Source organism: Alkalihalophilus pseudofirmus, assembly GCF_029094545.1.
GTDB classification, from domain to species: domain Bacteria; phylum Bacillota; class Bacilli; order Bacillales; family Bacillaceae_D; genus Alkalihalophilus; species Alkalihalophilus pseudofirmus.
The window spans coordinates 2,342,198-2,366,498 of record NZ_CP117835.1; the positions used below are offsets into that span (position 1 = coordinate 2,342,198).

At 39.8% G+C, this 24,301-nt stretch carries 21 protein-coding genes and 3 pseudogenes; 10 read left to right on the forward strand and 14 right to left on the reverse strand.

Features of this window, described 5'->3' with window-relative positions; translation table 11 throughout:
• Nucleotides 1–125: 125 nt before the first annotated feature.
• On the forward strand, nucleotides 126–1,172 hold the full coding sequence (locus PQ478_RS12585) for a coiled-coil domain-containing protein (RefSeq protein ID WP_289234492.1): 1,047 nt from the start codon (nucleotides 126–128) through the stop codon (nucleotides 1,170–1,172).
• Between the two features lie 43 nt (nucleotides 1,173–1,215).
• On the opposite strand, the gene PQ478_RS12590 is transcribed toward PQ478_RS12585, so the two are convergent.
• Nucleotides 1,216–2,325, reverse strand: a complete 1,110-nt coding sequence (locus PQ478_RS12590; RefSeq protein ID WP_289234493.1) for a BMQ_0737 family morphogenetic spore coat protein — start codon at nucleotides 2,323–2,325, stop codon at nucleotides 1,216–1,218.
• Nucleotides 2,326–2,834: 509 nt separating this feature from the next.
• Here PQ478_RS12590 and proC point away from each other — a divergent pair.
• From proC to ymzB, 4 genes and pseudogenes are all read left to right on the forward strand, one after another.
• The gene (gene proC, locus PQ478_RS12595) at nucleotides 2,835–3,680 is read left to right on the forward strand and encodes a pyrroline-5-carboxylate reductase (protein WP_012959136.1); all 846 of its coding nucleotides are present in this window, start codon (nucleotides 2,835–2,837) and stop codon (nucleotides 3,678–3,680) included.
• 27 nt (nucleotides 3,681–3,707) lie between these two features.
• A complete protein-coding gene (gene proB, locus PQ478_RS12600; RefSeq protein ID WP_083633470.1) occupies nucleotides 3,708–4,835 on the forward strand; it encodes a glutamate 5-kinase in 1,128 nt (375 codons plus the stop codon).
• A 24-nt stretch (nucleotides 4,836–4,859) separates the two neighbouring features.
• Nucleotides 4,860–6,124 (forward strand): annotated as a pseudogene (locus tag PQ478_RS12605) (glutamate-5-semialdehyde dehydrogenase).
• Nucleotides 6,125–6,320: 196 nt separating this feature from the next.
• The gene (gene ymzB / locus PQ478_RS12610; protein WP_012959138.1) at nucleotides 6,321–6,680 is read left to right on the forward strand and encodes a protein YmzB; all 360 of its coding nucleotides are present in this window, start codon (nucleotides 6,321–6,323) and stop codon (nucleotides 6,678–6,680) included.
• A 74-nt stretch (nucleotides 6,681–6,754) separates the two neighbouring features.
• On the opposite strand, the gene PQ478_RS12615 is transcribed toward ymzB, so the two are convergent.
• A complete protein-coding gene (locus tag PQ478_RS12615; RefSeq protein WP_012959139.1) occupies nucleotides 6,755–6,970 on the reverse strand; it encodes a hypothetical protein in 216 nt (71 codons plus the stop codon).
• Between the two features lie 166 nt (nucleotides 6,971–7,136).
• Nucleotides 7,137–8,192 (reverse strand): DUF3900 domain-containing protein, encoded by a 1,056-nt coding sequence (locus PQ478_RS12620; protein ID WP_289234494.1) that lies wholly within the window; start codon nucleotides 8,190–8,192, stop codon nucleotides 7,137–7,139.
• A 172-nt stretch (nucleotides 8,193–8,364) separates the two neighbouring features.
• On the opposite strand from PQ478_RS12620, the gene PQ478_RS12625 reads away from it, so the two are divergent.
• Nucleotides 8,365–9,261 (forward strand): diacylglycerol/lipid kinase family protein, encoded by an 897-nt coding sequence (locus PQ478_RS12625; protein WP_289234495.1) that lies wholly within the window; start codon nucleotides 8,365–8,367, stop codon nucleotides 9,259–9,261.
• A gap of 448 nt (nucleotides 9,262–9,709) precedes the next feature.
• Here PQ478_RS12625 and PQ478_RS12630 read toward each other — a convergent pair.
• A pseudogene (locus tag PQ478_RS12630) lies at nucleotides 9,710–11,168 on the reverse strand (IS1182 family transposase).
• A 208-nt stretch (nucleotides 11,169–11,376) separates the two neighbouring features.
• On the opposite strand from PQ478_RS12630, the pseudogene PQ478_RS12635 reads away from it, so the two are divergent.
• Nucleotides 11,377–12,732, forward strand: a pseudogene (locus tag PQ478_RS12635) (IS3 family transposase).
• A gap of 240 nt (nucleotides 12,733–12,972) precedes the next feature.
• Complete coding sequence (locus PQ478_RS12640; RefSeq protein ID WP_289234496.1) at nucleotides 12,973–13,389, forward strand: DUF4395 domain-containing protein; 417 nt, start codon at nucleotides 12,973–12,975, stop codon at nucleotides 13,387–13,389.
• 46 nt (nucleotides 13,390–13,435) lie between these two features.
• On the opposite strand, the gene PQ478_RS12645 is transcribed toward PQ478_RS12640, so the two are convergent.
• The 3 genes from PQ478_RS12645 to PQ478_RS12655 all read right to left on the reverse strand — a co-directional run bounded on the left by PQ478_RS12645 (nucleotide 13,436) and on the right by PQ478_RS12655 (nucleotide 15,975).
• Entirely contained in the window at nucleotides 13,436–14,023 is a 588-nt protein-coding gene (locus PQ478_RS12645; RefSeq protein ID WP_289234497.1) for a DNA-3-methyladenine glycosylase, read from the reverse strand.
• A 60-nt stretch (nucleotides 14,024–14,083) separates the two neighbouring features.
• Nucleotides 14,084–15,073 (reverse strand): acrylyl-CoA reductase family protein, encoded by a 990-nt coding sequence (locus PQ478_RS12650; RefSeq protein WP_289234498.1) that lies wholly within the window; start codon nucleotides 15,071–15,073, stop codon nucleotides 14,084–14,086.
• Between the two features lie 89 nt (nucleotides 15,074–15,162).
• Nucleotides 15,163–15,975, reverse strand: a complete 813-nt coding sequence (locus PQ478_RS12655) for a uroporphyrinogen-III synthase (protein ID WP_289234499.1) — start codon at nucleotides 15,973–15,975, stop codon at nucleotides 15,163–15,165.
• A gap of 202 nt (nucleotides 15,976–16,177) precedes the next feature.
• Between PQ478_RS12655 and pepF the strand changes: the two genes are divergently transcribed.
• Nucleotides 16,178–17,971, forward strand: coding sequence for an oligoendopeptidase F (gene pepF, locus PQ478_RS12660; RefSeq protein ID WP_289236979.1), 1,794 nt, complete (start codon nucleotides 16,178–16,180; stop codon nucleotides 17,969–17,971).
• Between the two features lie 257 nt (nucleotides 17,972–18,228).
• On the opposite strand, the gene PQ478_RS12665 is transcribed toward pepF, so the two are convergent.
• Entirely contained in the window at nucleotides 18,229–18,957 is a 729-nt protein-coding gene (locus PQ478_RS12665; RefSeq protein WP_289234500.1) for a hypothetical protein, read from the reverse strand.
• Nucleotides 18,958–19,228: 271 nt separating this feature from the next.
• Between PQ478_RS12665 and PQ478_RS12670 the strand changes: the two genes are divergently transcribed.
• Nucleotides 19,229–19,441 carry a CDGSH iron-sulfur domain-containing protein gene (locus tag PQ478_RS12670; RefSeq protein ID WP_012959148.1) on the forward strand — a complete coding sequence of 71 codons (213 nt, stop codon included), beginning with the start codon at nucleotides 19,229–19,231 and terminating at the stop codon, nucleotides 19,439–19,441.
• 38 nt (nucleotides 19,442–19,479) lie between these two features.
• Here PQ478_RS12670 and PQ478_RS12675 read toward each other — a convergent pair whose 3' ends face one another.
• From PQ478_RS12675 to PQ478_RS12700, 6 genes are all read right to left on the reverse strand, one after another.
• Nucleotides 19,480–19,902, reverse strand: a complete 423-nt coding sequence (locus PQ478_RS12675) for a hypothetical protein (protein ID WP_289234501.1) — start codon at nucleotides 19,900–19,902, stop codon at nucleotides 19,480–19,482.
• A 160-nt stretch (nucleotides 19,903–20,062) separates the two neighbouring features.
• Nucleotides 20,063–20,227 (reverse strand): hypothetical protein, encoded by a 165-nt coding sequence (locus tag PQ478_RS12680; RefSeq protein ID WP_012959150.1) that lies wholly within the window; start codon nucleotides 20,225–20,227, stop codon nucleotides 20,063–20,065.
• Nucleotides 20,228–20,348: 121 nt separating this feature from the next.
• A complete protein-coding gene (locus PQ478_RS12685) occupies nucleotides 20,349–21,083 on the reverse strand; it encodes a glycerophosphodiester phosphodiesterase (protein WP_289234502.1) in 735 nt (244 codons plus the stop codon).
• A 95-nt stretch (nucleotides 21,084–21,178) separates the two neighbouring features.
• Nucleotides 21,179–22,561, reverse strand: coding sequence for an ABC transporter substrate-binding protein (locus tag PQ478_RS12690; protein WP_289234503.1), 1,383 nt, complete (start codon nucleotides 22,559–22,561; stop codon nucleotides 21,179–21,181).
• Between the two features lie 15 nt (nucleotides 22,562–22,576).
• Nucleotides 22,577–23,389: a carbohydrate ABC transporter permease gene (locus PQ478_RS12695; protein WP_289234504.1), complete on the reverse strand. Its 813-nt coding sequence runs from the start codon at nucleotides 23,387–23,389 to the stop codon at nucleotides 22,577–22,579.
• A complete protein-coding gene (locus tag PQ478_RS12700) occupies nucleotides 23,386–24,297 on the reverse strand; it encodes a carbohydrate ABC transporter permease (protein WP_435521084.1) in 912 nt (303 codons plus the stop codon). The genes PQ478_RS12695 and PQ478_RS12700 overlap by 4 nt, the downstream gene beginning before the upstream one ends.
• Nucleotides 24,298–24,301: the final 4 nt, after the last annotated feature.

Sequence of the window (24,301 nt, forward strand, 5' to 3'; positions counted from 1 at the left end):
TATGTAGGTAAATGCGGATTGGTGAAAAAGGAATGTAATTGAAATGAATATGTTTTGAGGAATAATTCTTATTTTTTGTAAACATGCATATATTTTAGGAGAGGACGTATAAGGGGGTTAGAGAAATGAAAATGGACCCTAAAGAGAAGATGAGTTATCACAAGAAAACAAACACACAGCTGCAACATATTATTATCCACTTAAAATCCGAATTAAAGGCGAGTCAAGTGAAACTAAAAGAATATGAGGAAAACTACCATTACAGCCAGCTTAAACAGTTAAAAATCGAGAATAAAGAACTAAATCATGAGTTGTCTCTTCTAATAGAAGAGATTGAAAATTTGAAGAATTTAGCAAAAGATGCCGAGAGCCAGATAACCCTTGAGAAAGACTTGAATAAGCAGCTTAATGAACAGTTAAGCTTAAAAGATGATCAAGTGGATGAATTGGCTGTTAGAATAGATGAATTAAACATGTCTAATCTTCAGCTTCAAACCAAGCAGAAAGAATCGGAGAAAATAGTTGATGAACTCAAAAAGCAGATAACCTCCCTTACGGCTGTAAATAATGAATTACAAAACCAAGTCCAAAACGCAGCCACACAGCTTGATAAAAAAAATACTCAAGAACGAGCCCTTCAAGCCAACATGTTAAAACTCAAAAATGAACTAAAAAAAGCCGCCACACTTGAAGAGAGAAGCCGTGAACAAACCAGTCATTTAAAAGAAGTATTTCAACAGCTACAAGAGAAAAACAACCTCCTTGAACACGAAAGGAACAATTTAGAAACAGAATTAAAGGAAAGTAAAAAACGAACTGAGATCCAACAGCGCTCTAAAATAAAGTGGCAGCAAAAATCAAAAAAATCTGAAGAAGTAACCGGAAACCTTAAACGAGAGATTTCTAAATATGTACAAAGGATCCATAACCTAGAAAAGCAACTTGAAACAATTCAGGCAAGTCATCAAAATGAAAAAAATCAGCTACTCTCACAGCAAATGACTTTATCTAAAAAAATGAACCATTCGTATTTAAACAACTTAAGAGAACGATTAGCTTATTACGAAGGACAGCTGAAAGAAAGTCAACTATTGGCCGAAAAAATGGAGAGCGAATTTCAGGTGTTAAAGCAAGAACTAAGCGAACTTAGAAGAAAGGACCGGCTAAAATAAAAGAACGGGAAAAGAAAGTCTCTTCCCGTTGTGTAACATCATACTAGTCATCAAATCTTACGCAGTTTCTTACTGTTACATCAGCTTCATCAACATCAATTACCGCTAATGTTCCGCCGCCTTGTGCTGTAATGGTCAATTCAACAGACTCGTCTGAATCATCTAGGATTAATGTGAAGTTCGCATTTTGTGGTAATTGACCTGCTAGTGTGAACGTACCAACACCTGTTACTGTGAGGGTATCATCATCACATGTAGGATAGTCAAATTGAGTAGCAATAAAGCTGAAGCTTTGATCTATAATGTCTTCAGGTGAAGGATCTACTTGTGGGAAGTCAACAAAACTAGCTGTTAATGTGCTTCCTGCTAACGTACATTGATCACAAATTGTAGTGTTTAACGTTAGGTTACCTGTAACTGGCGATAACGTTCCGCTAGCATTAACAAAAATAGTCTCCTCAGAATTAAATAATGAAGCCCCGCCTTGACACTCACAGTTTTCTGGAGGGAAGAACTCTGGACATTGCTGCGGGAATGTTGGGAATGGACATTCAATCGGTACATCTGGAACTGGGATTGGACGACGAGGTCCGCAGAATTTCGCTTCTACTTCAAGCTTTACTTCTGCTTCAACTTGAACGTCTTTACACATAATGACATCAAGCATAACCATGTTGCCGAACATATAGTCCATGACAACATTACATTGCACATCAAAAATGTCACAGTTGATCTCTGTTCCATCAGGGTAACATAAGATCACATCGTCTACGAAGCTAACTGGAACAGTGAAACTGCAAAGCTCGTCATCGTCACAGAAGAATGTAACTTGAATTTGAGCGTGGAAGCCAAGAGTTACTATTTGAGCACTTGGGATACCCTCGATATTTGCATCTTGGCTGCTAATGACATTGCAAGAAGTAGAATCTTCTACTAGTTCACACTCAGCTGATACGATCGAACCTGCAGCACGGCAAGCTTCAATCTCTGCAAAACAATCTTCAGGAATCGGCACCTTGTTACGATCGCGGTTCGTTAAGATAACCCAGTCGTATACTTTAATTGTGCGAATACATTCTGGCTGCACGTCATTAGGAAGTTGTCTGCCTTGGATAGGCTTTATGTTTTGTTTGGTTCTATTTTTTTTACTCATCCAAACATCCTACCTTTCATTTTTTATTGGGTATTTCATTGACATTCTATGTTAAATACCACCTAAAGGTACGCCTACATTTGGATATTTGGAAAATTAGGGTATGGTCCAATAAATACTGTCACTTCACTAGTTGATTTACAAGAAAAATGGTAAACAGCTAGTTTTTATATTGTTTTATATGTCTAGGAACGGAAATAATCGTCAGGATTTATCCTCTATATGTAAATAATCTATTCATGTTCTAGTTAACAAGAGCATCTGCTCTTATAAAGCCGTATATGTAACCTTACCATTCCTCACGTTTTTCACAATCTGCGATAGAATGCGACAGTACATATAATGAAGCCTTACACGAGTTGAATCAAATGAATAATTCCTTTAGCATTATTACTTGTGAGATTAATTAATCAGCTTTTTTAAGCGAATATGACCAGATTTAAGCTTTATCAACTAACAACAGAATTAAATGGTTAACAGCCAAAAACGAAATGTGGAGATGATACTACGTGATACAACAGAATGTTGCTTTTATTGGTGCAGGATCGATGGCAGAAGCGATCTTTGCAGGATTGATTAAACAAAAAATGGTCCGAGCGGAGAATATCTATGTGACAAACCGCTCAAATCTTGACCGCCTGAACCATTTAAAGGAAACGTATGGTGTACAAACGAGTACGAATAAAGAAGAAATTTTAAAGAAAGCAGATGTTGTTATTCTTGCGATGAAACCTGTTGGTGTGAAGGATTCAATAGAAGAAATTCGTTCATTCACTTCAGAAAACCAACTATTCTTATCGGTTCTTGCAGGTATAACAACTGAATATATTTCAGAATTGCTTGGTCACGATGCGCCTGTGATTCGAATTATGCCAAACACGTCAGCTGCTGTTGGTTCATCTGCAACAATGATTGCAGCGGGCGATGGTGTAACAAAGGATCAGCTGACTATTGCAGAGGAACTATTTAAATCAGTCGGTATGGTTAAAACAGTGCCTGAACATGATATTGACAGCCTTACTGCGATCGCAGGCAGCGGTCCTGCTTATATGTACTATCTTGTTGAAGGGATGCAGCAATCTCTTGAGGAGCTTAACCTTGATCAAGATCTAGGAGAAGAAGTCATTTTACAGATGATGCAAGGGGCAATTGATTTAATGAAATCAACAGATAAGTCTCCTCGTGAACTATATCAAAATGTAAAAAGTCCAGGCGGTACAACAGAAGCTGGATTAAATGTTCTTGAAGACAATGATTATCAAGACATTATTATTGAATGTATTAAAGGAGCAGCAAAGCGCTCTCGCGATATTACGAAAGAATTATCAACTGTACGTGAGAAAACACTTAGCTAATTTTATAGATATACTGGAGTGAAGAAATTGACAGACAAAAAACGTATCGTAGTAAAAATTGGAAGCAGTTCATTGACTAGCCGTAACGGTGAGATCAGCCTACGTAAACTTGACCGTTTAGTCGATGAGATCGCACTTATTAAAGAAGAGGGTCATGAGGTCGTATTAGTTTCTTCAGGAGCTGTTGCAGCAGGTTACAGGAAGCTTGGCTTAATTGAGCGCCCTACTAAACTTGCAGAAAAACAAGCAGCCGCTTCAATCGGACAATGTCTATTAATGGAGGCATACTCTGAGCGCTTCATTTCTCACGGGTATATTGCCTCGCAAATTTTAATTACGCGCAGTGATTTCTCTGATCAAATGCGTTACATGAACGCACGTAACACGATTCAAGTCTTGCTTGAACGCGGCGTCGTTCCAATTGTTAATGAAAATGATACGATTACAATTAAACAGCTGAAATTCGGCGATAACGATACCTTGTCAGCAAAAGTAGCCGGCCTTGTCGAGGCTGATGAATTAATCATTCTTTCTGATATTGACGGGTTATATGATGACAATCCTAAAACGAATCCTGAAGCTACCCTATTAGAAGAAGTACGTGAAATCACTCCTGAAATTGAGGCTGCCGCCGGAGATTCTAACAGTGATGTAGGTACAGGTGGAATGAGCTCTAAGATCGATGCGGTGAAAATCTCTTTAGCTGCAGGCATTGAAACGTTTATCGGGGATGCGAACAAGTCGAATATTCTCTCAGATGCTGTGCATCATTCAGCTAGAGGAACATATTTCAAACCGGATGAAAAAGAAGACGGTCTTGATGTCACTCAGCACTGGATTGCATTTAACTCTGGCTCTAAAGGAGAAGTCATCATTGATGATGGCGCCAGAGTTGCGATCACAGAAGAACAAAGCCACCTCCTCCCTCAAGGCGTACGTGAAGTAAATGGAGACTTTGACTGCGGGGATGTTGTAGTTATACGCCACCTGAATGGCGAGGAAGTTGGCCGCGGCGTTATTAACTATTCGGCTGAACAACTGCGTAAAATTAAACGTCTGAAACTTAATGATATACCTGCTGATATAAAAGTGACGAAAAGTGAAGCAATTCGTCAAGATGAATTTGTTTGTGTTCCAAGTGTAACTATGTCCTAAAACCGATATAAGGAGAGGATCGAATTGACTACCATCACAAAACCGACTGTTAATGTAGGAGAACAAGCACAAAAGGCTCAAAAAGCGAGCAAATCACTCGCTGCCCTTTCAACAAAGCAAAAAGATGAAGCACTTTTAATTATTGCCGATGAACTTGAAGCCAATCATTCGTCTATCTTAGAAGAGAACGAGAAAGATTTAGAGCTTGGACGCGAAAAAGGTTATGAGCAAGCATTTATGGATCGCCTGCTCTTAACAAAAGAAAGAATTGAAGATTTCGCAAACGGCCTACGCGAGCTAGTTAAACTTAAAGATCCTGTAGGTGAAACCGTTTCTGAATGGACGCTTGAGAACGGGCTGAATGTTAAAAATGAGCGTGTTCCGCTAGGTGTGATCGGAATGATCTATGAAGCTCGTCCAAATGTAACGGTTGATGCAACAGGGCTTGCTCTAAAATCAGGAAATGCGATCGTGTTAAAAGGCGGTTCATCTGCCTTGAATTCTAATAAAGGAATTATCTCCGTTATCCATCGAGCACTTGAAAAAACAAGCATACCAGTTGATGCTGTTCAATTTATCGCGAGCACAGACCGCGAGGCAACCGAGCAGTTATTTACGATGAAAGAACATATTGATGTGCTTATTCCTCGTGGCGGCGGTTCATTAATTGATACGGTTGTACGTAAGGCAACGATTCCGGTGCTTGAGACAGGTGTTGGAAACGTGCATGTGTATGTCGATAAACAAGCAGACCTAAAAAAAGCGCTTGATATCATGATCAATGCGAAAACAGACCGCCCTGCTGTGTGTAACGCGCTTGAAACAGTAATTATTCACCGTGAGTTTTTCACAGCTCACAAAGAAACATTCATTTCAACATTTAAAGAATACAGTATTACGGTTCATGGTGAGCAAGAGGTCGTCAATACGATCCCTGGCGCTGTCCTTGCGAAAGAATGGATTGGGCTGAAGAATATTTAAGCCTTGATATTGCTCTGAAAATTGTCGATGACATTACAGAAGCCGTCAATCATATTGAGCAATATGGAACGAAACATTCTGAGGCTGTTGTAACAGAGGACCAAGCTGCAGCCGATCTATTCCTAAATCAAGTGGATGCAGCAGCAGTTTACCATAATGCTTCTACACGCTTTACTGACGGAAGTGCCCTAGGATACGGTGCAGAAATTGGGATCTCAACTCAAAAGCTTCACGCACGCGGACCTATGGGGCTCCCTGCTCTAACGACAACAAAGCTTAAAATTTCAGGTTCAGGACAAGTGAGATAAATATAGTTAAATGAGATAGAAGCAATTTTCAGCTTCTATCTCTTTATTTAGGTTTAGAACAATATAAATCAGGTTAATTAAGCAATCAAAGGCTCATTCTTTCATTGCTTTTTGTTATGAAATGAATTCACCCTTATAAAGTAAAGGGTTCTTAACCATACTAAGTTGCACATACTAAAGTAAGGAGCTGAAATAAATGAACACAAATGTCGACCAATTTACGCAATGGCTTGATGAACATAACGGTCAAACTCTTTCTATTCAAAAAGGTGAACATGAGACAGGAAGCAAAGATGTATTAGATATTGATTTAATTTCACTTGAATTACAATCAGTTGAGGTTCGTTCAGCAAATCAGAACACTCAAGATGATTACCTGCCTAGCGAAGAAGTCATTTTATACGGTGAAGGCTACATACATGGAGATGAAACTCGCACCCCGCTCCCTGATAATTACTTTGAAATTCCTCTTGATGAATCATTCAAATTTCATTCAGATGGAAACGAGATTAAAATAGAGACAGAAAAAGCACTTTATCGGATAAGCACTAATTAATAGGAAATTAATGATAGGAAAATAAAAAATTGAGGCATGTCAGCCTCAACTTTTTCCTGCTTCTCTTCTTTTAATTAGTCCTCTTCTGTTTCTGCGGCGCCTTGTTGGCAATTGATGCAGTCATTAAAACATTGGTTAAACTGAAACGGATAAAGCGTCCTGCACACGTTAGAACAGAAGTTTGAGCAGCTGCCAGAGCTCCCTTCTGCCGGCGGCTGATATAGTGGAATTAAAGGCAGGCTTGCTACAACTCTTAATGCTTTGCGTAACTTTCTTCTGCTGATTGACATCTTTACACCCCCTTTACTTCCACCATATGTTCGAAATTTGTTAGTGCAAAGACTCTTGTCCTCCTTCTATTTAAAGGGGCGTAAAAATGGTTTTTTTCACATCATAAAAAAGCATAGAGCCCCACGATCACTGTGGCCTCTATGCTTGCGTACTAATTATATAAAACTATCTCCCTACCCTCTTCAACACTTCCTCTAAATCATCCGGCCTCAAAAATTCTACTGGCGAAACGCCTTTTTCAAACGTAAATGAATCTCCTTCTATGACAATCACGTATTTACCGTTTACTTTAGCAATATGCAGACATTCACCGAAATCTGATAGCATGGCACGCACATCGATATGGTCTAGCTTTAGCTTCAATTCAATCTCTGGTTGATGCTCAATGATCGGTGCAGAAGCTTCTACCACCTGATCGGGCGTCCATTTCTCCTGCATTTCACGTACAGGCGTATTGGACCATGCTTCAATAAACTCTTCTTCCTGCTCTCTTTCTGGACTTGCTTCTTGATACGTGTCGGCTATATGCTGCTGCGCCATTTCGATCATTTGATGCTTTACAAGTTCAGGCATTGATTTATTGTATTCCACAAATTTCAAGAAGTCTTCAAAATATCTTGCATGGGAGGATTGATGAACCTTCAGCTCCCACTCCTCGACCATTCCTTCTTCTGGCATATAAGGGTATTGAATGGATTTCATATTCTTTGTTGTAATCGCACGATTGACATGATGAATCAACGTTTTCTCATCCGTAATACTTGCTACCTTCTGTTCAAAATCACATTTTAAAACAAAGACAAAAGGGTCATCCATGTATTTATTCAATTTAGCTCTAATGACAAGCAAAGCACCGCCGCGGATCGCACTCGTATCCATATAAGCATGAACGAGCTGCTCACTATGGCGTTTAAAATCCTCAGATGTCTCGGCTAAACGAATCCGATTAAATTGGTTGTAATTAGGATTAGTATCTAGATCATAACCCGGTTCTACGACAAAGCGTCCAATTTTAGTCGGCACCTGCTCTGATTTCGGATTTTGTTCTACTTTTCGCTTCGCCACTTTCATTAATTCCCCATCTAAGAAATCTTTTAACGCATGGTTTTCATAAGACGTATGATCGAGTGTCTGATAATGCTTATATGTCTTATTAGCTTGCTCTCCTTGTCCTTCCACATTGATCACAAAAAATGATAAGTACTGTATCGTAAAATCCATTTGATAAACTCCTTCACGTCAACTGACCAAGTATTCTTCCGTATTATAACAAACCATTTTAGACAATGTCATACTAAATCTGGTCATTTAAAAAAGGACGGATCCTATGTGTTGAACTCATCTAATAAGGGAATAAGGGGAACTATACACAGTATAGAAATGAGGGATGGAAATGTATAACAAAGCGATGCTGATCTATAACGGCTCTGCCGGAAGCAATGATATTAAAGCCTCCCTAGCTGAAGCAGTCGAAGGACTTGAGTCTTATATCAATGAATTAACCTTAATGAAAACACTAAAAAAAGGAGATGCGGAAACCTTTTGTTTAGAGCGTGCATCTCAATTTGATCTTATTATCATTATGGGCGGTGACGGGACAGTACACGAATGTGTAAATGGATTAATCAAGCTTAAGGAATCGCCCCCTATTTTTATTCTTCCAACAGGCACATGCAATGACTTTGCTAGATCCTTGAACATTCCACTTAAAATAGATGCAGCATGTGAAGCTTTTGAAGAGGCAAAAATGATCCAATCAGACATAGGTACAGTAAATGGCCGAGCCTTCTCCAATTTCTTTGGGGTAGGACTTATCACAAAAGCATCTGAAGGGACAAATGATGATCTTAAACAAAGCATAGGGAAGTTCAGCTATTTTGTCAGCGCACTGCAGTCGATGCAACAGGCCGCTCCCTTTTCCTATACTCTCAAAACAAAGGAAGGTGTAGAAAATGATGAAGCTGTAATGATCCTCGCCATGAACGGTCATTCCCTAGGTACCACCAGTTTATATCACGAAAAATCCAGCCTGACAGATGGCTTGTTAGATATTTATCTAATAAGAGAAGCGGGATTATCTTTGTTAAAAAATTTGTTTAATAAGGCTACTTCCCCAACATTCCCTGATGAAATGGAAGGAATCGACTTTATCCAGACAAGCTCGTTCGAATTAGAAATTGAGCAAAAAGAAGAAGTTGATATAGACGGGGAAATCTATTTAGAAACGCCAGCTAGCGTTCATTTAGATCAGAAGTCATTACCGTTTCTATCTTTCTCAATAAACCAATAAGAATTTTATTGGAAGGCTGCTACACTAGTTATTGATTTCCACTGCAGGTACTTGCTTTCCGCGAGCGGACCGGGAGCCTCCACGGGCCTTCGCCCTGTGGGGTCACCCTGGTCACACACATCCCCACTGAATTTTCGCACCTTCCGCTCCAATCAACGGAGAAAAGATGTTGTATAGTGCTCCCATATTAGCAGCTGTTCAGTGATTTAAGCAAACGCAGGCTTGGGTTTAACATTTTAACTGAGCCATAAATACATCACTCCACGTAATAAGTACAAAATGCAAGTAACCAAGCGGATGAAATATGTGAAGACTTCTGTGGGGCCTAGAGGAGGCCACTGATAAACCCATGGTTTTTTTAGTGGCCTGAGGAAATGATCAAAAAAATAAAAAATAAGGGCAGTTTCTTCTCCGGCCGTGGAGAAGAAACTGCCCTTTCTCTTGATTATTACGACTCTTTTTGGTTCTTGAGTCTCAATATTCTTTTTAAATTGACGGCGAATATGGTGGTGGCCGCTTGTATTTGCATACCAAATAGACCCGAGTAATTCGCTTTTTTATACCCGTGCCGGTTTTTTAATTCGCTGTTCTTCGCTTCTATTTTATACCGAGACTTTGATAGTTCTTTGAATCTCTCTGTTTCTTGAAACGCTTCTTGCTCGGTGTGTTCAGTTGATTTAACTGTTACGTAGTACGACTTTGTTTTAGCCCCTTCTTTGTAACATCCCTCTTTCAGAGGGCAAACCTTACATTTTTCTACGTCGAAGAAATAACGGTATCTAGGATTTTTATTGTGCTTGGTACAGCCATCATATTTCTTTTGAATGGCTAGGTGTCCTGCCTTACACATATATGTACCAGCATCTTTATTAAACTCAAACTCATCATTCTTACGTGATCCATTAGTAACTAGAGGGTGAAGTTTTGAGACAAGCTCCATTTTGTGTTCGTTTGTGAAACGGATATTTTCTCTTTCGGAGTAAGCTGTATCAGCGATAATGGTATCTACGTTTACACCTGCATTTTTTGTTTTGTCCACGAGTTCTCTTAGGTATTTCCCGTCATTTTTTCACCTGATGTAATGACCGCAGCGGTAATAATTCGTTCTTCATTTGTCATGGCAAGGTGAGATTTATATCCAAAGAAAGAAGTGTCTTGAGATTTAAATCCTGTTCGTGCGTCAGGGTCCTCCGATTGAATCATGTTTTCTTCATAATCCTCGACAACTTCTTTTAAGACATTAAGCCTTTCTTTCACAGCGGGTACTTCGACACTTTTTGAGCTTTCTACAGTAGAGATGACCTGTCGGCAGTACTCTAATTCCTCTTGAAGGTCATTAGATGTAGGTTTGTCAGGGAACTTCCCTTGCATCGACTCATCTACACGATAGACTGCTTTCCGAACATTTTTAGACTTTTCTTGTAGAAATTCTTTCGGTGATTTTTATTAAAACAAGCTCTCGTATGAGTCGCATCAAGGATAATAGTGGGGTCTTTAAGGATATTATGTTCTATAGCGATCTCAACGCTCTTCCCAACCAGCATATCTAATAAACCCTCATCTGGAAGACGGAGTTTACGGAATTTCGTTAGGGAACTGGGGTCAATGACACCAGCTTCTGGAGCCAAGTCTAAAAAGAATTTAAATGACATGTCGTACTTGGAGCGTTCCACTACATCAACATCTGACAAATCAAAAATAGTCTTTAATAAAAGGTATTTAAACATGCGGATCGGAGAGATCGCATTACGACCATTCGTCAAACAATACTTGTCTTGGAGTTCGTCCATAATGAAAGAAAAATCCACGAGTTCATTCATTTGACGAAGCATATTGTCTTTAGGTACCACGAGATCATAGAGTCCCATATATGGGCTAAGAGGGATCGAGTCTTGTCCTTTAATCATTTCAACATCACCTATACCGTTATTAGTACCTTAATTATATAGGAAAAAGAGAGTGGTTGGGCGAATAAATTCGGCCAACCACTCTCTAAAAAACAAAAGAACTTTTTCAGTGGCCTCGCCTAGAGCAGGAGTGAGATCCCACAGGGCTTAGCTGTACTGCACCCCTATTGTTGGACACCTCAATCAACAATAGGAGGTGCCTTCATCAATGACCACGTTCACCAAGGAATATAAACTTCAAGCGGCTAAACGTTATCTAAATGAAATCATCAGTTATCGAGAACTTGCAAATCAAGTGGGCGTAGATGATTCGACGCTGCGATATTGGGTGATGTTAGTTCGCTATCATGGGGATCAAGCTTTTACCTTTCCCTATACAAACTATTCAGCTGCCTTTAAACTGAAAGTAATTCAATTTATGACCGAAGAGAATTACTCCATTCGAGAGGCATCAGCCATTTTTCATATTCCCGTTCCATGTATGCTTCGCAGATGGAAGAAAAAGTGGGAAACAGCTGGAGAAGATGCCCTTGAACCAAGAGAAAAGGGCTTTCTACAATGACTTCTAATCAGAATAAAAACAAGGGCAACAGCGACTCTTCAACCCAATCGATAGAAGGAGATGAAAAGAGAACTGGAACACCTGCGTATGGAGAATGCGTATTTAAAAAAGCTGAAAGCCTTAGTTCAGGAAAAACAATCACCAACAAAATCAAAGCGAAAGTAGTATATGAACTAAGGAACGAATTCCCGGTGATTCGAATGTTAAAGATAGCCAAGATGCCTAGAAGCACTTACTATAACCTTGTAAAAAATGGAGCGAACCAGATCCTGATCGAAAATGGAAAAGAAGAATTGCATTCATTTACCATAAGCACTTTGGTCGATATGGCTATCGTCGTATTACAGACCTCCTTCAGGAAAAGGGATATGCGATTAACAAAAAGAAAGTGCTTCGAATGATGAGAGACCTAGGGCTTAAATGCCTTGTACGAATGAAAAATACAAATCATATAAAGGAGAAGTTGGAAAAGCAGCTCCAAACATCCTAAACCGTAACTTTAGAGCCGAGAAGCCTAATCAAAAGTGGGTGACAGACATTACGGAATTTAAATTGTTTGGACAGAAGCTCTATCTGTCTCCACTATTTGACCTGTTTAACGGCGAACTGATAACCTATACGCTCCAATCAAGACCAACGTATGATTTGGTCGATACGATGTTGGACCAAGGGTTAAAGCACCTAAATAAAGGCGATGATCTCTTGATTCATTCTGATCAAGGTTGGCACTATCGAATGGCCCCTTACGTAAGGAAACTGAAAGAACATAACATCACACAAAGTATGTCTCGAAAAGGCAACTGTCACGATAATTCTGTCATGGAAAACTTTTTTGGAATCCTGAAATCGGAGTTCCTTTATTTAAACGAATTTGATAGTATTGAACACTTCAAAGAAGAGTTAGAACAATACATCTATTACTACAACCATGTGAGAATTAAATCAAGATTGAACCGGAAAAGTCCAGTAGCTTATCGACTCAGTACCCAAAAAGCTGCTTAAAAAAGTGTCCAACTTTATGGGTCCAGTGCATTAGCCCGAGGAAGCTCACTGGCTCCCCACGAAAAGCGAGGCATATTTCAGGAGCGGTATCCACCGCCGCATCTGCAATAATTGAATTCAATACCCCCCAAAGACTTCATTATACCGCCCTATTTACTTGGTTTATTTCTTTCCAGGCGGTACGCTTATTGGTATACTTAAATTAGTCACCATGCTAATTGAATTTTTGGAGGTTTTATAATGAGTATCCCGAAACCACTTGTACAAGTTAACCAAGTGTTTCTTATCGTATTTGTACTATTAAGCTGGTTAATAAGCCCGCTTTTATTCGTCATCCCTTTAATTGTTGGAATCATCGCACTTGCATTCAGGCGCAACATTATCATGCGAGCATTCACACCTTTCTTAAAAAGGCCGGCTCAAGAATACGTACAAGAAGATGCAGCTCAGCAGCGATTTAATCAGTGGATTGCGACGATTTGTTTAGCTGTGGCCTTTATCAGCTATAGCTTTGGCTTTGAAATCATCATGTACATCATGTCTGGTATGATTGTTCTAGCTGCTGCTCTTGCTCTTTCCGGCTACTGTATTGGCTGTACGATCCGCTATCGTTATATGATGTGGAAATATAATAAAAAGAATAGTCATAGCAGCTGATAACGACAACAGAGCCTCATCTATTAGTTAGATGAGGCTCTGTTTATTATCTAGATACATAAGGATTACCCGTTTCCCAAAAACGCCAAGGATAGTCTTTCGCTTCCCCGCTGTTATCAATTCCAATTCGAGGACCCATCGAGATTTGACTCACTTCTTTTCCTTCCGCAATATATAGCGGCGGTTGAAAGAATGGCTTGCCGTAATCTGCTTTGGTAATATTGAGCGCCTTGGTTAATTTTCCAGGGCCGCTCGTCAAATCTTTGTCCCGTTTCGCTTTCTCTCGCCTTTTGTACATAAGATCAATCCCGCTAACTGGCTCTAAAGCCCTGATCAGTACACCTTCCGGCCGATCGACTCCACCACTTACGACATTAATTAAGCAATGAGTATGCATCACATGGGCATAACAGTGTCCGTTTTCACCAAACATTACTTCTGTTCGCTTTGTCCTCAAATTTTGATAACTATGTGCCGCTTGATCATCCGGCCCTCGGTAAGCTTCCGTTTCAACAATATAGCCTGAACAGATTCCTTCACTTGTTTCGTGTACCAACTGTTTACCTAAAAGCGATTTAGCTAAGTCGAGTGTCGGTTGATCATAAAAAGCGCGCGGTAAAATGGTGTGAGGCATCCTCTCACCTCCTTAGATCTTAAAAGCCTAAGCCTGAATAAAACAGACTTAGGCAAAGGATTACTTCAACTTTACAATTGTTCTGCCTCGTACCTCACCTTTTAAAATGCTTGATAACGTATCAGGCAGCTCATCTAGAGTGATCTCATTAACAATGCCTGCTGTTAAATGATTTGGCTTGTAGTCAGATGCAAGTCTGTCCCAAATCTTCTTGCGTACATCCATTGGACAGAAAACTGAATCGACACCGAGCCAGTTAATCCCTCTTAAGATAAACGGGAAGACGGTCGTCTCTACTTTATTACCGCCAGTCAGTCCGCTTGTAGCTACAGAGCCCCCGTATTTCAGCGTACTTAGAATATGTTCAAGAGTTCTTCCTCCGACTGGGTCAACTGCTGCGGCATACACTTCCTTCCGAAGCGGCTTCCTGTCTTCTGGTGTTAAATCTTCTCTATTTAAGATTTCAACAGCACCTAGCTCACGTAAGTAGCCATGCTCACTTTCTTTCCCAGTACTAGCATGCACTTCATAGCCATTCTTTGTTAAAATATCAACGGCTACACTGCCGACACCGCCTGTAGCACCTGTCACAAGGACTGGCCCAGCTTCAGGCGTGATACCTTGATCTTCAAGCTTTTGGACAGATAAAGCTGCCGTGAATCCAGCTGTACCAAGCACCATTGCTTCTTTTAGTGATAAACCGTCAGGCAAAGGAACAACCCAATCAGCTGGCACCCTAGCAATTTCACTAAAGCCGCCATGATGAGACACGCCTATTTCATAACTAGTGGCTATGACCTCATCCCCCTCTTTAAAACGGTCATCTTTTGATTCGATGACAGTACCTGATAGATCAATCCCTGGAATTAACGGATAGTTCCGGATAATCTGTTTTGGTAAAGTAGCTAGTCCGTCTTTATAGTTTACACTTGAATAAGCGACTTCAATCGTCACTTCTCCTTCACCTAAAAATTCTTCCGTTACCTGCTTGCGCTCAAGCTTTGTTTTTCCGTCTTCAAGATCAATCACAAACGCATCAAATGTACGCATAGCTTATTCCACCTTTCGATTGTATACACTAGATTATGTACTAACTTTTTATATTCACTTTATAAAGTAACATGTTACAGGGCTCTCTTCTATTCATCCGCATCCATAAATTTAGCAAGCTCGACGATCATGGCACCCATTCTCTCTCTTTCGGGCACAATGACTCTTGTCACTTGGGCATTAGTTAACGCTTCAGCTGTCACTTTACCAACTGCAACTGCTAAGACTTTTTTATTGAATTGATTGAGCAGCGTCTCTTCTTTCTTGATAGATTCCGCATACTGAAACAATGCTCTCACTTGCAGAAATGTAGTAAAGCAGACCGCATCAACTTTTCCTTCAACTACTTCTTCATAAAGTGTTTTAACTTCTTCTTCATCAGGAGCAATATGACGATATGGCAAGACTTCAACAACTTCTGCTTCCTCGTTTTCAAAAAATGTACGAAGGTTTGGAGAAGGGATACCATGAAGCTGCACCGCTACTTTACTACCTTTAAATGAAGTAGATTCCATTGCGTGGATCAGTCCATTTGTCGTTCCATCCTCGTCACTAATATCTGCTGTTAACCCAAGCTTTTTTAATGCATTTTTCGTTTTGTAGCCTCTTGCTGCAATCTTCGCATGAGCTAATCGCTCGATTAATTCATCTTTCAAACCAATCTCTTCAGCTAACTCAACGAGCTTCTCTGTCCCTATACCCGTTGTAAGGACAAACCAATCTACTCCTTGATCAATCATTTCTTTTAATTCTGAAACAATTTCCTCTTTCGCAACATACACCGTTCCTTGCATCGGCCGCACGATCACATTCCCGCCCTGTTTTTCAATCAGCGTGCTCATCTCCTCGACTTTACGCGACGCTGTCAATGCAATTGTTTTACCTGCTAATGGTTTCCCCATGTCATCATCCTCCAACTAATAAAATCCGTGTCATCTCCTAGTAAACATATCTATATCGTAGACAAATAGAGGGATTTTGTAAAGATAGTCAGAATTATATAACGATTACTGTTCCTATAAAGCTTCTCCATTTTTGTGTGCATTTCCTTGTGATACAATCATAACTATGGTGGATAATGGTAAACCTAATAAAAAAGGAGTGATCGTATTGAGCACATATTCTTCTCGCAAAGAGGTACCAGAACACGAAAAATGGGATGTTTCCGATATTTACTCTTCTTTAGATGAATGGAGAGAAGATGTAGCAGCCATTGAAGAAATGACAGTAAAGCTTAAAGAGTTTGATGGAAAGATTGAGGATGGACATTCCTTGTACGATTTTTTATCAATGCAGGAAAAACTAAGCTTTCATTTATCTAAAGTGGTCGTCTATGCCAGACTTCAAGTAGATGTTGATACTCGCGATAAGAAGGCTGAATCCTTACTTGATGAAGCGACTCAACTAAGTGTAAAAGCAAGTACTGCAGTCTCTTTTTTCAGACCTTTCATCTTAAGTCTTGATAAGTCCACCCTTCAAGAATACATATCAGAAGTAGAAGGGCTGACTTATTTTGAAGACGATTTAATGGATCTGTATCGCTATAAGCCCCATGTCTTAAGTAAAGAAAAAGAAGAGGTGTTAACTCAGCTCGGCGAAGCCCTGTCCTCTCCTAGTAAAACCTTTGGCATGATTAATAATGCAGATATTAAATTCGGTCTAGTGACAAAAGATGATGGCGAGAAAGTAGAATTAACGCGCGGCATGTATGAAAAACTGCTTAAAAACGAAGACCGCAACAAGCGAAAAGAAGCGTATCATGCGTATTACAAGCCTTATGTGGAGCTGAATAATACAATTGCTTCAACCCTGTCATCAGCCATTAAAACAAATGTCACCGTCTCTAAAATGAAGAATTATCCGTCAGCACTTGAAAAATCACTGTTTGCCGATCAAGTTCCAAAAGAAGTGTATGATAAGCTGATTGAAGCAACGAAAAATCACCTTGCGCCTTACCACCGCTATCAAAAGATTAGAAAAGAAATGCTCGGTGTGGATGAACTCCGTCAGTACGATTTATCCATTCCGCTAGTTAAAGGTGTAGATAAGGATATACCTTACGATGAAGCATATGATTTAATGCTTAAAGCCTTGGCTCCGCTTGGCGAGGAGTATGTAGAGACTTTAGCTGAATTTAAAGACAAACGCTACATTGATGTCCGTGAAACGCCAGGCAAACGTTCAGGCGCTTATAATATGGGGCTGTATGGGGTTCACCCATTCGTACTCCTTAACCATCAAGATAATTTAAACAGCTTATTTACACTCGCCCATGAAATGGGTCACGCAATGCACAGCTACCTGTCAGCGAAGCATCAGCCGCAAATCACAGCCGGCTATACGATCTTCGTCGCCGAAGTTGCATCAACAGTAAATGAAGTGTTACTCATTCATTACTTACTCAACCAATCGACAGACGATAAAACAAGAAAATATTTAGTGAATGATTTTATTGACAAGTTTAAAGGCACGTTCTTCACTCAAGTAATGTTTGCGAACTTCGAAAAGGATACTCACGAGTTAGCAGAAGCCGGCAAGCCGCTTACTGCTGAGGTGTTTAATGAGGTATATGAGCAGTTGTTCCGTGAATACAACGGACCTGATATGGTATTTGATGAGGAAGTAAAATACGGATGGTCTAGAATTCCGCATTTCTACCGCCCATTCTACGTGTATAAGTACGCTACAGGATTCGCAGCGGCTATTCAACTAGCCAACGGTCTCTTAGAAAATAAAGAAGGTGCAAAAGAAGCGTACCTTGAATTCCTGCAAAGCGGAAGTTCTGATTATCCGCTTGAGCTGCTTAAAAAGGCCGGTGTAGATTTAACGACATCTGAGCCAATCGAGAAAGCCTTAGCATTCTTTACGGAGTTAGTCGATGAATTTGAAGGAAAATAGAAAAAGGTTTGCCCGATTTGGGCAAACCTTTTTTTGGTGAGACACGCATAGTTTAGATTGACGCAATTATGTGGTGAAGCGGCGCAATATGAACATGAACAGACGCAATCAGACGCTGCATGGACGCATTTCCTCTGAACCAGCGCATATAGCAGCCGGAGCGACGCATTTACCGACCGAACTGACGCTATATTGCCTTAAATCCGCTCAATAAAGCTCCACAATGAAGCAATCTCTATACCACACTGCACCTCATACTACTTCTCTACTGCTTTTGTTAAAGCTTTAAACCCGGCACGCGTCAATTTGAAATCCTCATCAACATAGCCAGCCTTGCTTAAAGCCATGAGATCTTCCTCTGACATCGTCGCACGCTTTCTTTGTAAGTGCTCATTTAATAAATCAAGCGAATCTGCTTCAAGAAGCTCTTGATCGATTGATGTAGCAAGCTCCTTCATTGGGTCGTGCTTCACAAAATAATTTTTCGTATCTAGCACCACTTGCTGGATCTTCTCACCAGCATTCATTAATTCTTGGCGTAGTCTTGAAATCTCATTATCTTTTTGTTTAATTTTAGAGCGGTATTTTTGCTTTTCTTCATCATCTAATGACGCTTTCGCAAACAGCTCTTCAAGAAGCTCAGTACGATCTAAATCAATTTTCTGCAGCTGTGTAGTCTTTTCTAAAATGTCTTCATCTGTATGTTCATTAGTAAGCTCTGCCGCAGCAGCCGATTGGACTTTCACTTTTGCTGCTTCCTGTTCAATATCAGTCACTGGAACTTTCTCCATAGGACGACTTTGGATAAATCGGTTCACTTGCAGTAATAACCCTACTAAAAACAACATCACAAATAACCTAAATGCAAACGCATTAAATAAGCCAACGATAAATAATAAAACAAATAAAAAGGCCGTAAACCATTCAAACGCTGAAGCTGGCTTTTTAATACTAGAGAATAACGATGGATAGGTCCGTTGATTCATTTAGATCCCCTTCTTTACATAAATCTTTTATCTTATCTAGCTATCCTACGAAAGCTATAGCCAATATCATAGCATATTTTCTTAAAAGTAACCGTGTAATAACTTGTGAGAACCGTAAAAAATGAGTGATTTCCTAGTACCTTTCACACAGAATCTCGCACTCTTTATAGGATTGAGAGCTATTTAATGTAAGTTTATGCTAGAATATTAAAGGATTTAGGCATTTTTTGCTGAACTACATAACTATACTATTTATAAAGGACTGAAGATTATGGCTGAAGACAAAAAAGTAACGTTAAAAATTAATGATAATGGCTCAATACGAGTGACCGGAGATGTTGAACTACTCGACGGGGAGGGTAAGCCTTTTCCTAAAAAACCTGCCTTCTCTCTCTGTATGTGCGGACAATCAAAGTCCCTTCCATTCTGTGACGGCTCTCACAAAACGAATGGCTATCAAAATAAGATCCGCGTACCAGAATAAGAAAAAAGGCTAAGCTCTCATCTTTGGGCTTAGCCTTTTTATTCGTATAGCTCTTTATAAGCAATCACTTTTAACGCAAGTAATTCATCCTCTGTTAAACTCGATTCAAGCTCATTAATGATTTCTTGGTGGCTCGCCTTCCCTCTCTCAACCCGTGACTGCATCTCAAGCAGATCAGTAATGCCGACTTTTCTTATGAGCACTCTAGTCGCTTCTTCTTTCGTTGTAAACGGGAGCGCAGCACGATCTGCCTGCCTAGCTTCTTCTACATAGCGTTGTAAGTCAGGATCGTTTTCGATATATGCCCTTACTTCTTCCAATTGCCCGCTGTTATGTAGTTCTGCCGATAGATCATCAGTGATCTTCTTTGAAGCAATGTTAGTTCCAACATAGTAAACACCATACCCGATTCCACCTAGCAATAAAATGATTACGAGAAAAATGAGTATCCCTTTCTTCATTTGACCCTCCTGTTATCTATACTAATTATCTAGCTTACTTCCAATCGCTCAGGAAATCAATCCTGTAACCTTAACAATAAAGTACTACTCTTCTCTAAGCTATCCTTTATTTTTAGCAATCTAATCTTCAAAAGAAAAAAGGACCAACAAAAGTTGATCCTTAACCCCATAACTTCTCTTTATTTAAAGGAACATACACAGTATTACTTGTTATCGCCTTATGAATGAGAGGTTTCTTAAATTGTTCATCTAATTCCTTATGTACTTTTAAACGTCTTGATTCAGATTGAGCTGCATTCATTTCTTTGATTTCAGACTGTGTCATTTAGGTCATCCCCTTCTAAAAATGATTGATAAATAATTCAATATGATGCTAGATATTCCCTTCTAAAAAAAGAATAAAACCTAAAAATTAACAAAAATAAGACAAGTGCCGTGCACTTGTCTTATTTTTCATCTCTTATAGTTAAAGCTAACTTAGGGTGATCCGTAAAAATACCAGCACAGCCCCATTGAATGTACCTTCTCAGCATATCCTCTTCATTGACTGTATAAGGTCGAATGTGTACACCTGCATCTATAAGTACCCCTGCCTCTTCCTTCAGTAAGAGGGGCGACATATAGTGATACCCTTCTACGCCTAGGGAACGAAGATACGTTAAAGGCTCATGCAGGGCAGCGGTTACGATGGCTGCTGCTTCCATTTCAGGTGCCAATTTCTTAACTTCTTTTATACAAACGTGATCGAAGGATGAGAGAATTACGTGTCTTTCGAGTTGATAGGTCTGAATCATTGGGATGACTTTTTGAATAAGCGATTCACGTTGATTCACATGACCTTTTAATTCTATATTCAATTTAATAAACTTATCACTCGCCCAAACAAGCACTTCTTCTAAGGTAGGAATGGACTCATCTGCATATTGAGTGTCAAACCATGTTCCCGCATCCAGTGTTTTCAGCTGCTCTTTTGTGTGATCTGATACTAGGCCGTACCCCGTGGTCGTTCGATCGAGTGTTTCATCATGAATCACTACCGGTACTAAGTCCTTTGTTAATTGAACATCAAATTCAATTCCATCTGCTCCGATCTCATAAGCTGCCTGAAACGCAGCCATTGTATTTTCTGGATGATCTATTGAAGAGCCACGATGTGCAAAAATTTCACAGGTGTTGTTCATTCAAATCTGCCCCTTCTTTTTCATGTTATGTTCATATTCAAAAGTAGAAAGCAACAGCTCTCTTCAATATTTAAAGAGAGCCGCTGCTTAATCAGTTAATTAGCCGTACGATTATACACATCGATTGCGCGGTTTGTCCCTTCTGCTGCTTGATTTAATGCATCTTCCGGTGAAGTTCCTTGAAGCATAGATTCAAAATTTGTCACCATTTGTTGACGTGATTCAGGGAATACACTTATTAATGCCCCTTGTGTCGCAGTTGATGGAATTGTTTCTTGAAGCTGCTCGATTGGAACACGCAGCTGAGGATACTCGCTGTGTTCTTCTTCTACAATCGGCTGATTATAAGCTTCAGGATTAATCGCAAAATAACCAGTGTTAACATGCCACTCAGCTTGAATTTCAGGCGTTTGTAAATGCTTTAAGAAATCAAATGCAGCCGCTTGTTCTTCTTCTTCAATACCATTGGCCATCCAAATTGAGCCGCCGCCAATAATCACTCCATTACGCTCAATATCATCTGCATGAGGAATGTATGATACACCTACTTCAAAATCAGCATTGTTAATAACATCTTTAGTACCTGCAGACGAATCAAGATACATAGCTACTTGACCTGCTTGGAACGATGCACGAATATCATCCCAGTTTGTACCGAAATAGCCGAATGACCCTTCTTCATTCATATCATTAATCCAATTAAACACTTTTTGTCCTTCTTCTCCATTGAAAAGCGCCTCTGTAGCGTTCCCGGCACGACCATTATCCATATCAACATAATCTGCACCTTGTGTCGCGATCAACTGTTCAAAGAACCATCCGTGGCCAAGAATTGAGAATCCATAACGATCGTCTGTTGTTAATGCAGCCGCTGCTTCTTGGATTTCAGAGAACGTTTGCGGCGGATTTTCAGGATCTAAGCCAGCCTCAATAAATGCATCCTTGTTATAAAATAATGCAGGAGTCGATGAGTTAAACGGCATCGAATAAAGATCACCATCAACCGAGTAATAACTAAGAATATTCTCTTCAAGCTGAGATACATCATAGCCTTCTTTATCAATCCACTCTTGGACAGATGTTATGTATCCACTTTCAATCATGTACTTCGTTCCTACTTCAAATACTTGAACTAGTGCTGGAGCATCACCTGTTCCGCCAACACTGCGGAATTTAGTCAGCAATTCTTCATAAGAACCTTGATATTCCGGCTTGATGAATACTTGATCTTGGGATTCATTATACTGTTTTACAAGTTCATTTAACGTCTCGCCAAGTCCCCCGCCCATGCCGTGCCAGAACTCAATTTCAACCACATCATCACTTGCAGGTTCTCCGATTTCTTCTTCGGTCGGTTGATCGTCAGCATTCACATCATCAGGCTGTGCACCAGCACTCTCTTCACTTGTACCCCCGCAAGCAGCTAATAAAAGCACTAAAACAACTAAGCTAAGCATCCATTTCCAAGTAGATTTCATGTTCATCTCTCCCTCTTATTTGATGGCACCCTCTGTCAGACCTTTTTGTAATTGCTTTTGTCCAATGAACAATAATAATAGAGTTGGAATAATAACGATGACAACTCCTGCCATAACCACCCCCCATTCGGTTGCAACTTCTACGGTTTGCAATTGTTTCAGCCCAATTTGCACCGTACGTTTTGAATCATTCGTTGTGACCAACAGCGGCCATAAATACATGTTCCACGTCGTTAAAAACCCATAAATTCCAAGTGTCACTAAGCTTGTTTTGGAATAAGGAATAACGACTTTATAGAAAAATTGAAAGCGATTCAAGCCTTCAACTTGGGCTGCCTCGTACAATTCATGCGGAATCGTTTTAAAATGCTGTCTTAGTAAAAATGTTCCAAAGGCTAGAGCAAAAAACGGTACGGTTAGACTTAAATAGGAGTTCAACCAGCCAAACGACTGCACCGTTAAGAAGTTCGGAATCATCGCTGCTTCCCAAGGAATCATTAACGTGGAGACAAACAAAATGAAAATGACATTTCTTCCCTTAAAGGGAATGAAAGCAAATACAAAGGCTGCCATCGAACAAACAATCAGCTGTCCGATCATAACGGCTGTTGATACGACAAAGCTGTTTGTTATATATTGCAGTAACGGCACTGTTCGAAAAACACGCTCATAATTCTCGATGAAAAGTTGAGAAGGAATCAGCGAGCGGCTGAGCACCTCTGGGCCCGTCATAAAACTGACTAAAAAAGCATAGACGATCGGAAAGAACAGAACAAAACTACTCGCTATTAATAAGAAATAGCGGAAGGATGCTGTAAATATTTTCACTGGTAATGCACCTTCTTTTCTCCAAACTTAAATTGAATAAGAGTGAGCAGAAAAACGATTGCAAATAAGATGACTGCCTGCGCACTTGCTGTACCAAATTGATAATTAATGAAAGCGTCTTGATAGATTGAGTACACAATCAAGTTCGTTGACTCCGCAGGGCCTCCTCGAGTTAAAATATCAACTTGTCCAAATGACTGAAACGAATTAATAAATGTGATCGTAATGATAAAAAACATCGTCGGCGAAAGCATTGGCAAGGTAATTCGGAACAAACGATAGAAGTATCCCGCACCGTCAATTCTCGCACTCTCGTATAAATGCCGATCAATATTTTGCAGCCCGCCAAGTAAAATCAAAAATGAAAAACCTGTATTCATCCAAACGGTCGTTATCGCAATTGAAATTAAAGCCCATGTCGGATCAAGCAGCCAGGGAATGGAATTGATCCCAAACAGCCCAAGAAAGCTGTTTAATATGCCTACAGTCGGGTGGAACAGAAATAACCAAATAACAGATGAAGCCGCGACACTCATTCCTAAGGTTGAAGAAAATAAAGTCCTAAACAATCCAATCACCTTCATTTTCTCGTTTGCTAGTACGGCCAAAAATAAAGCGAGAATGACACCTGTAGGAACCGTATATAAGACAAACAGGAAGGTCGACATCATACTCTTTTGAAACTGGCTCGACTGAAGAATATATATGTAATTTTCAAGTCCAACGAATAATGCAGCTGTCCCTTGTGCATCTGTTAGAAAAAAGCTTAAATAAATGGTTCGAAGCATCGGATAAAATAAGAAGATTGAAAATAGCACAATGGATGGCAGCAAATAGAGCATCGCTACACGAACATTTTTTGATTCTCTCCACAGAGTGCTTTTTTTCTCCACTCGATATTTCTGTATTTTC

Bases quoted from the DNA above. Each gene is read 5' to 3' on its own strand.
- PQ478_RS12620 (WP_289234494.1), bottom strand. From the start codon at position 8,192: ATGGATTTTACGATACAGTACTTATCATTTTTTGTGATCAATGTGGAA.
- PQ478_RS12590 (WP_289234493.1), bottom strand. From the start codon at position 2,325: ATGAGTAAAAAAAATAGAACCAAACAAAACATAAAGCCTATCCAAGGC.
- PQ478_RS12685 (WP_289234502.1), bottom strand. From the start codon at position 21,083: ATGAACAACACCTGTGAAATTTTTGCACATCGTGGCTCTTCAATAGAT.
- PQ478_RS12680 (WP_012959150.1), bottom strand. From the start codon at position 20,227: ATGACACAGTCTGAAATCAAAGAAATGAATGCAGCTCAATCTGAATCA.
- PQ478_RS12655 (WP_289234499.1), bottom strand. From the start codon at position 15,975: ATGGGGAAACCATTAGCAGGTAAAACAATTGCATTGACAGCGTCGCGT.
- PQ478_RS12675 (WP_289234501.1), bottom strand. From the start codon at position 19,902: ATGAAGAAAGGGATACTCATTTTTCTCGTAATCATTTTATTGCTAGGT.
- PQ478_RS12625 (WP_289234495.1), top strand. From the start codon at position 8,365: ATGTATAACAAAGCGATGCTGATCTATAACGGCTCTGCCGGAAGCAAT.
- PQ478_RS12665 (WP_289234500.1), bottom strand. From the start codon at position 18,957: ATGAATCAACGGACCTATCCATCGTTATTCTCTAGTATTAAAAAGCCA.
- PQ478_RS12585 (WP_289234492.1), top strand. From the start codon at position 126: ATGAAAATGGACCCTAAAGAGAAGATGAGTTATCACAAGAAAACAAAC.
- PQ478_RS12615 (WP_012959139.1), bottom strand. From the start codon at position 6,970: ATGTCAATCAGCAGAAGAAAGTTACGCAAAGCATTAAGAGTTGTAGCA.
- PQ478_RS12640 (WP_289234496.1), top strand. From the start codon at position 12,973: ATGAGTATCCCGAAACCACTTGTACAAGTTAACCAAGTGTTTCTTATC.
- PQ478_RS12670 (WP_012959148.1), top strand. From the start codon at position 19,229: ATGGCTGAAGACAAAAAAGTAACGTTAAAAATTAATGATAATGGCTCA.
- PQ478_RS12645 (WP_289234497.1), bottom strand. From the start codon at position 14,023: ATGCCTCACACCATTTTACCGCGCGCTTTTTATGATCAACCGACACTC.
- PQ478_RS12650 (WP_289234498.1), bottom strand. From the start codon at position 15,073: ATGCGTACATTTGATGCGTTTGTGATTGATCTTGAAGACGGAAAAACA.
- ymzB (WP_012959138.1), top strand. From the start codon at position 6,321: ATGAACACAAATGTCGACCAATTTACGCAATGGCTTGATGAACATAAC.
- PQ478_RS12690 (WP_289234503.1), bottom strand. From the start codon at position 22,561: ATGAAATCTACTTGGAAATGGATGCTTAGCTTAGTTGTTTTAGTGCTT.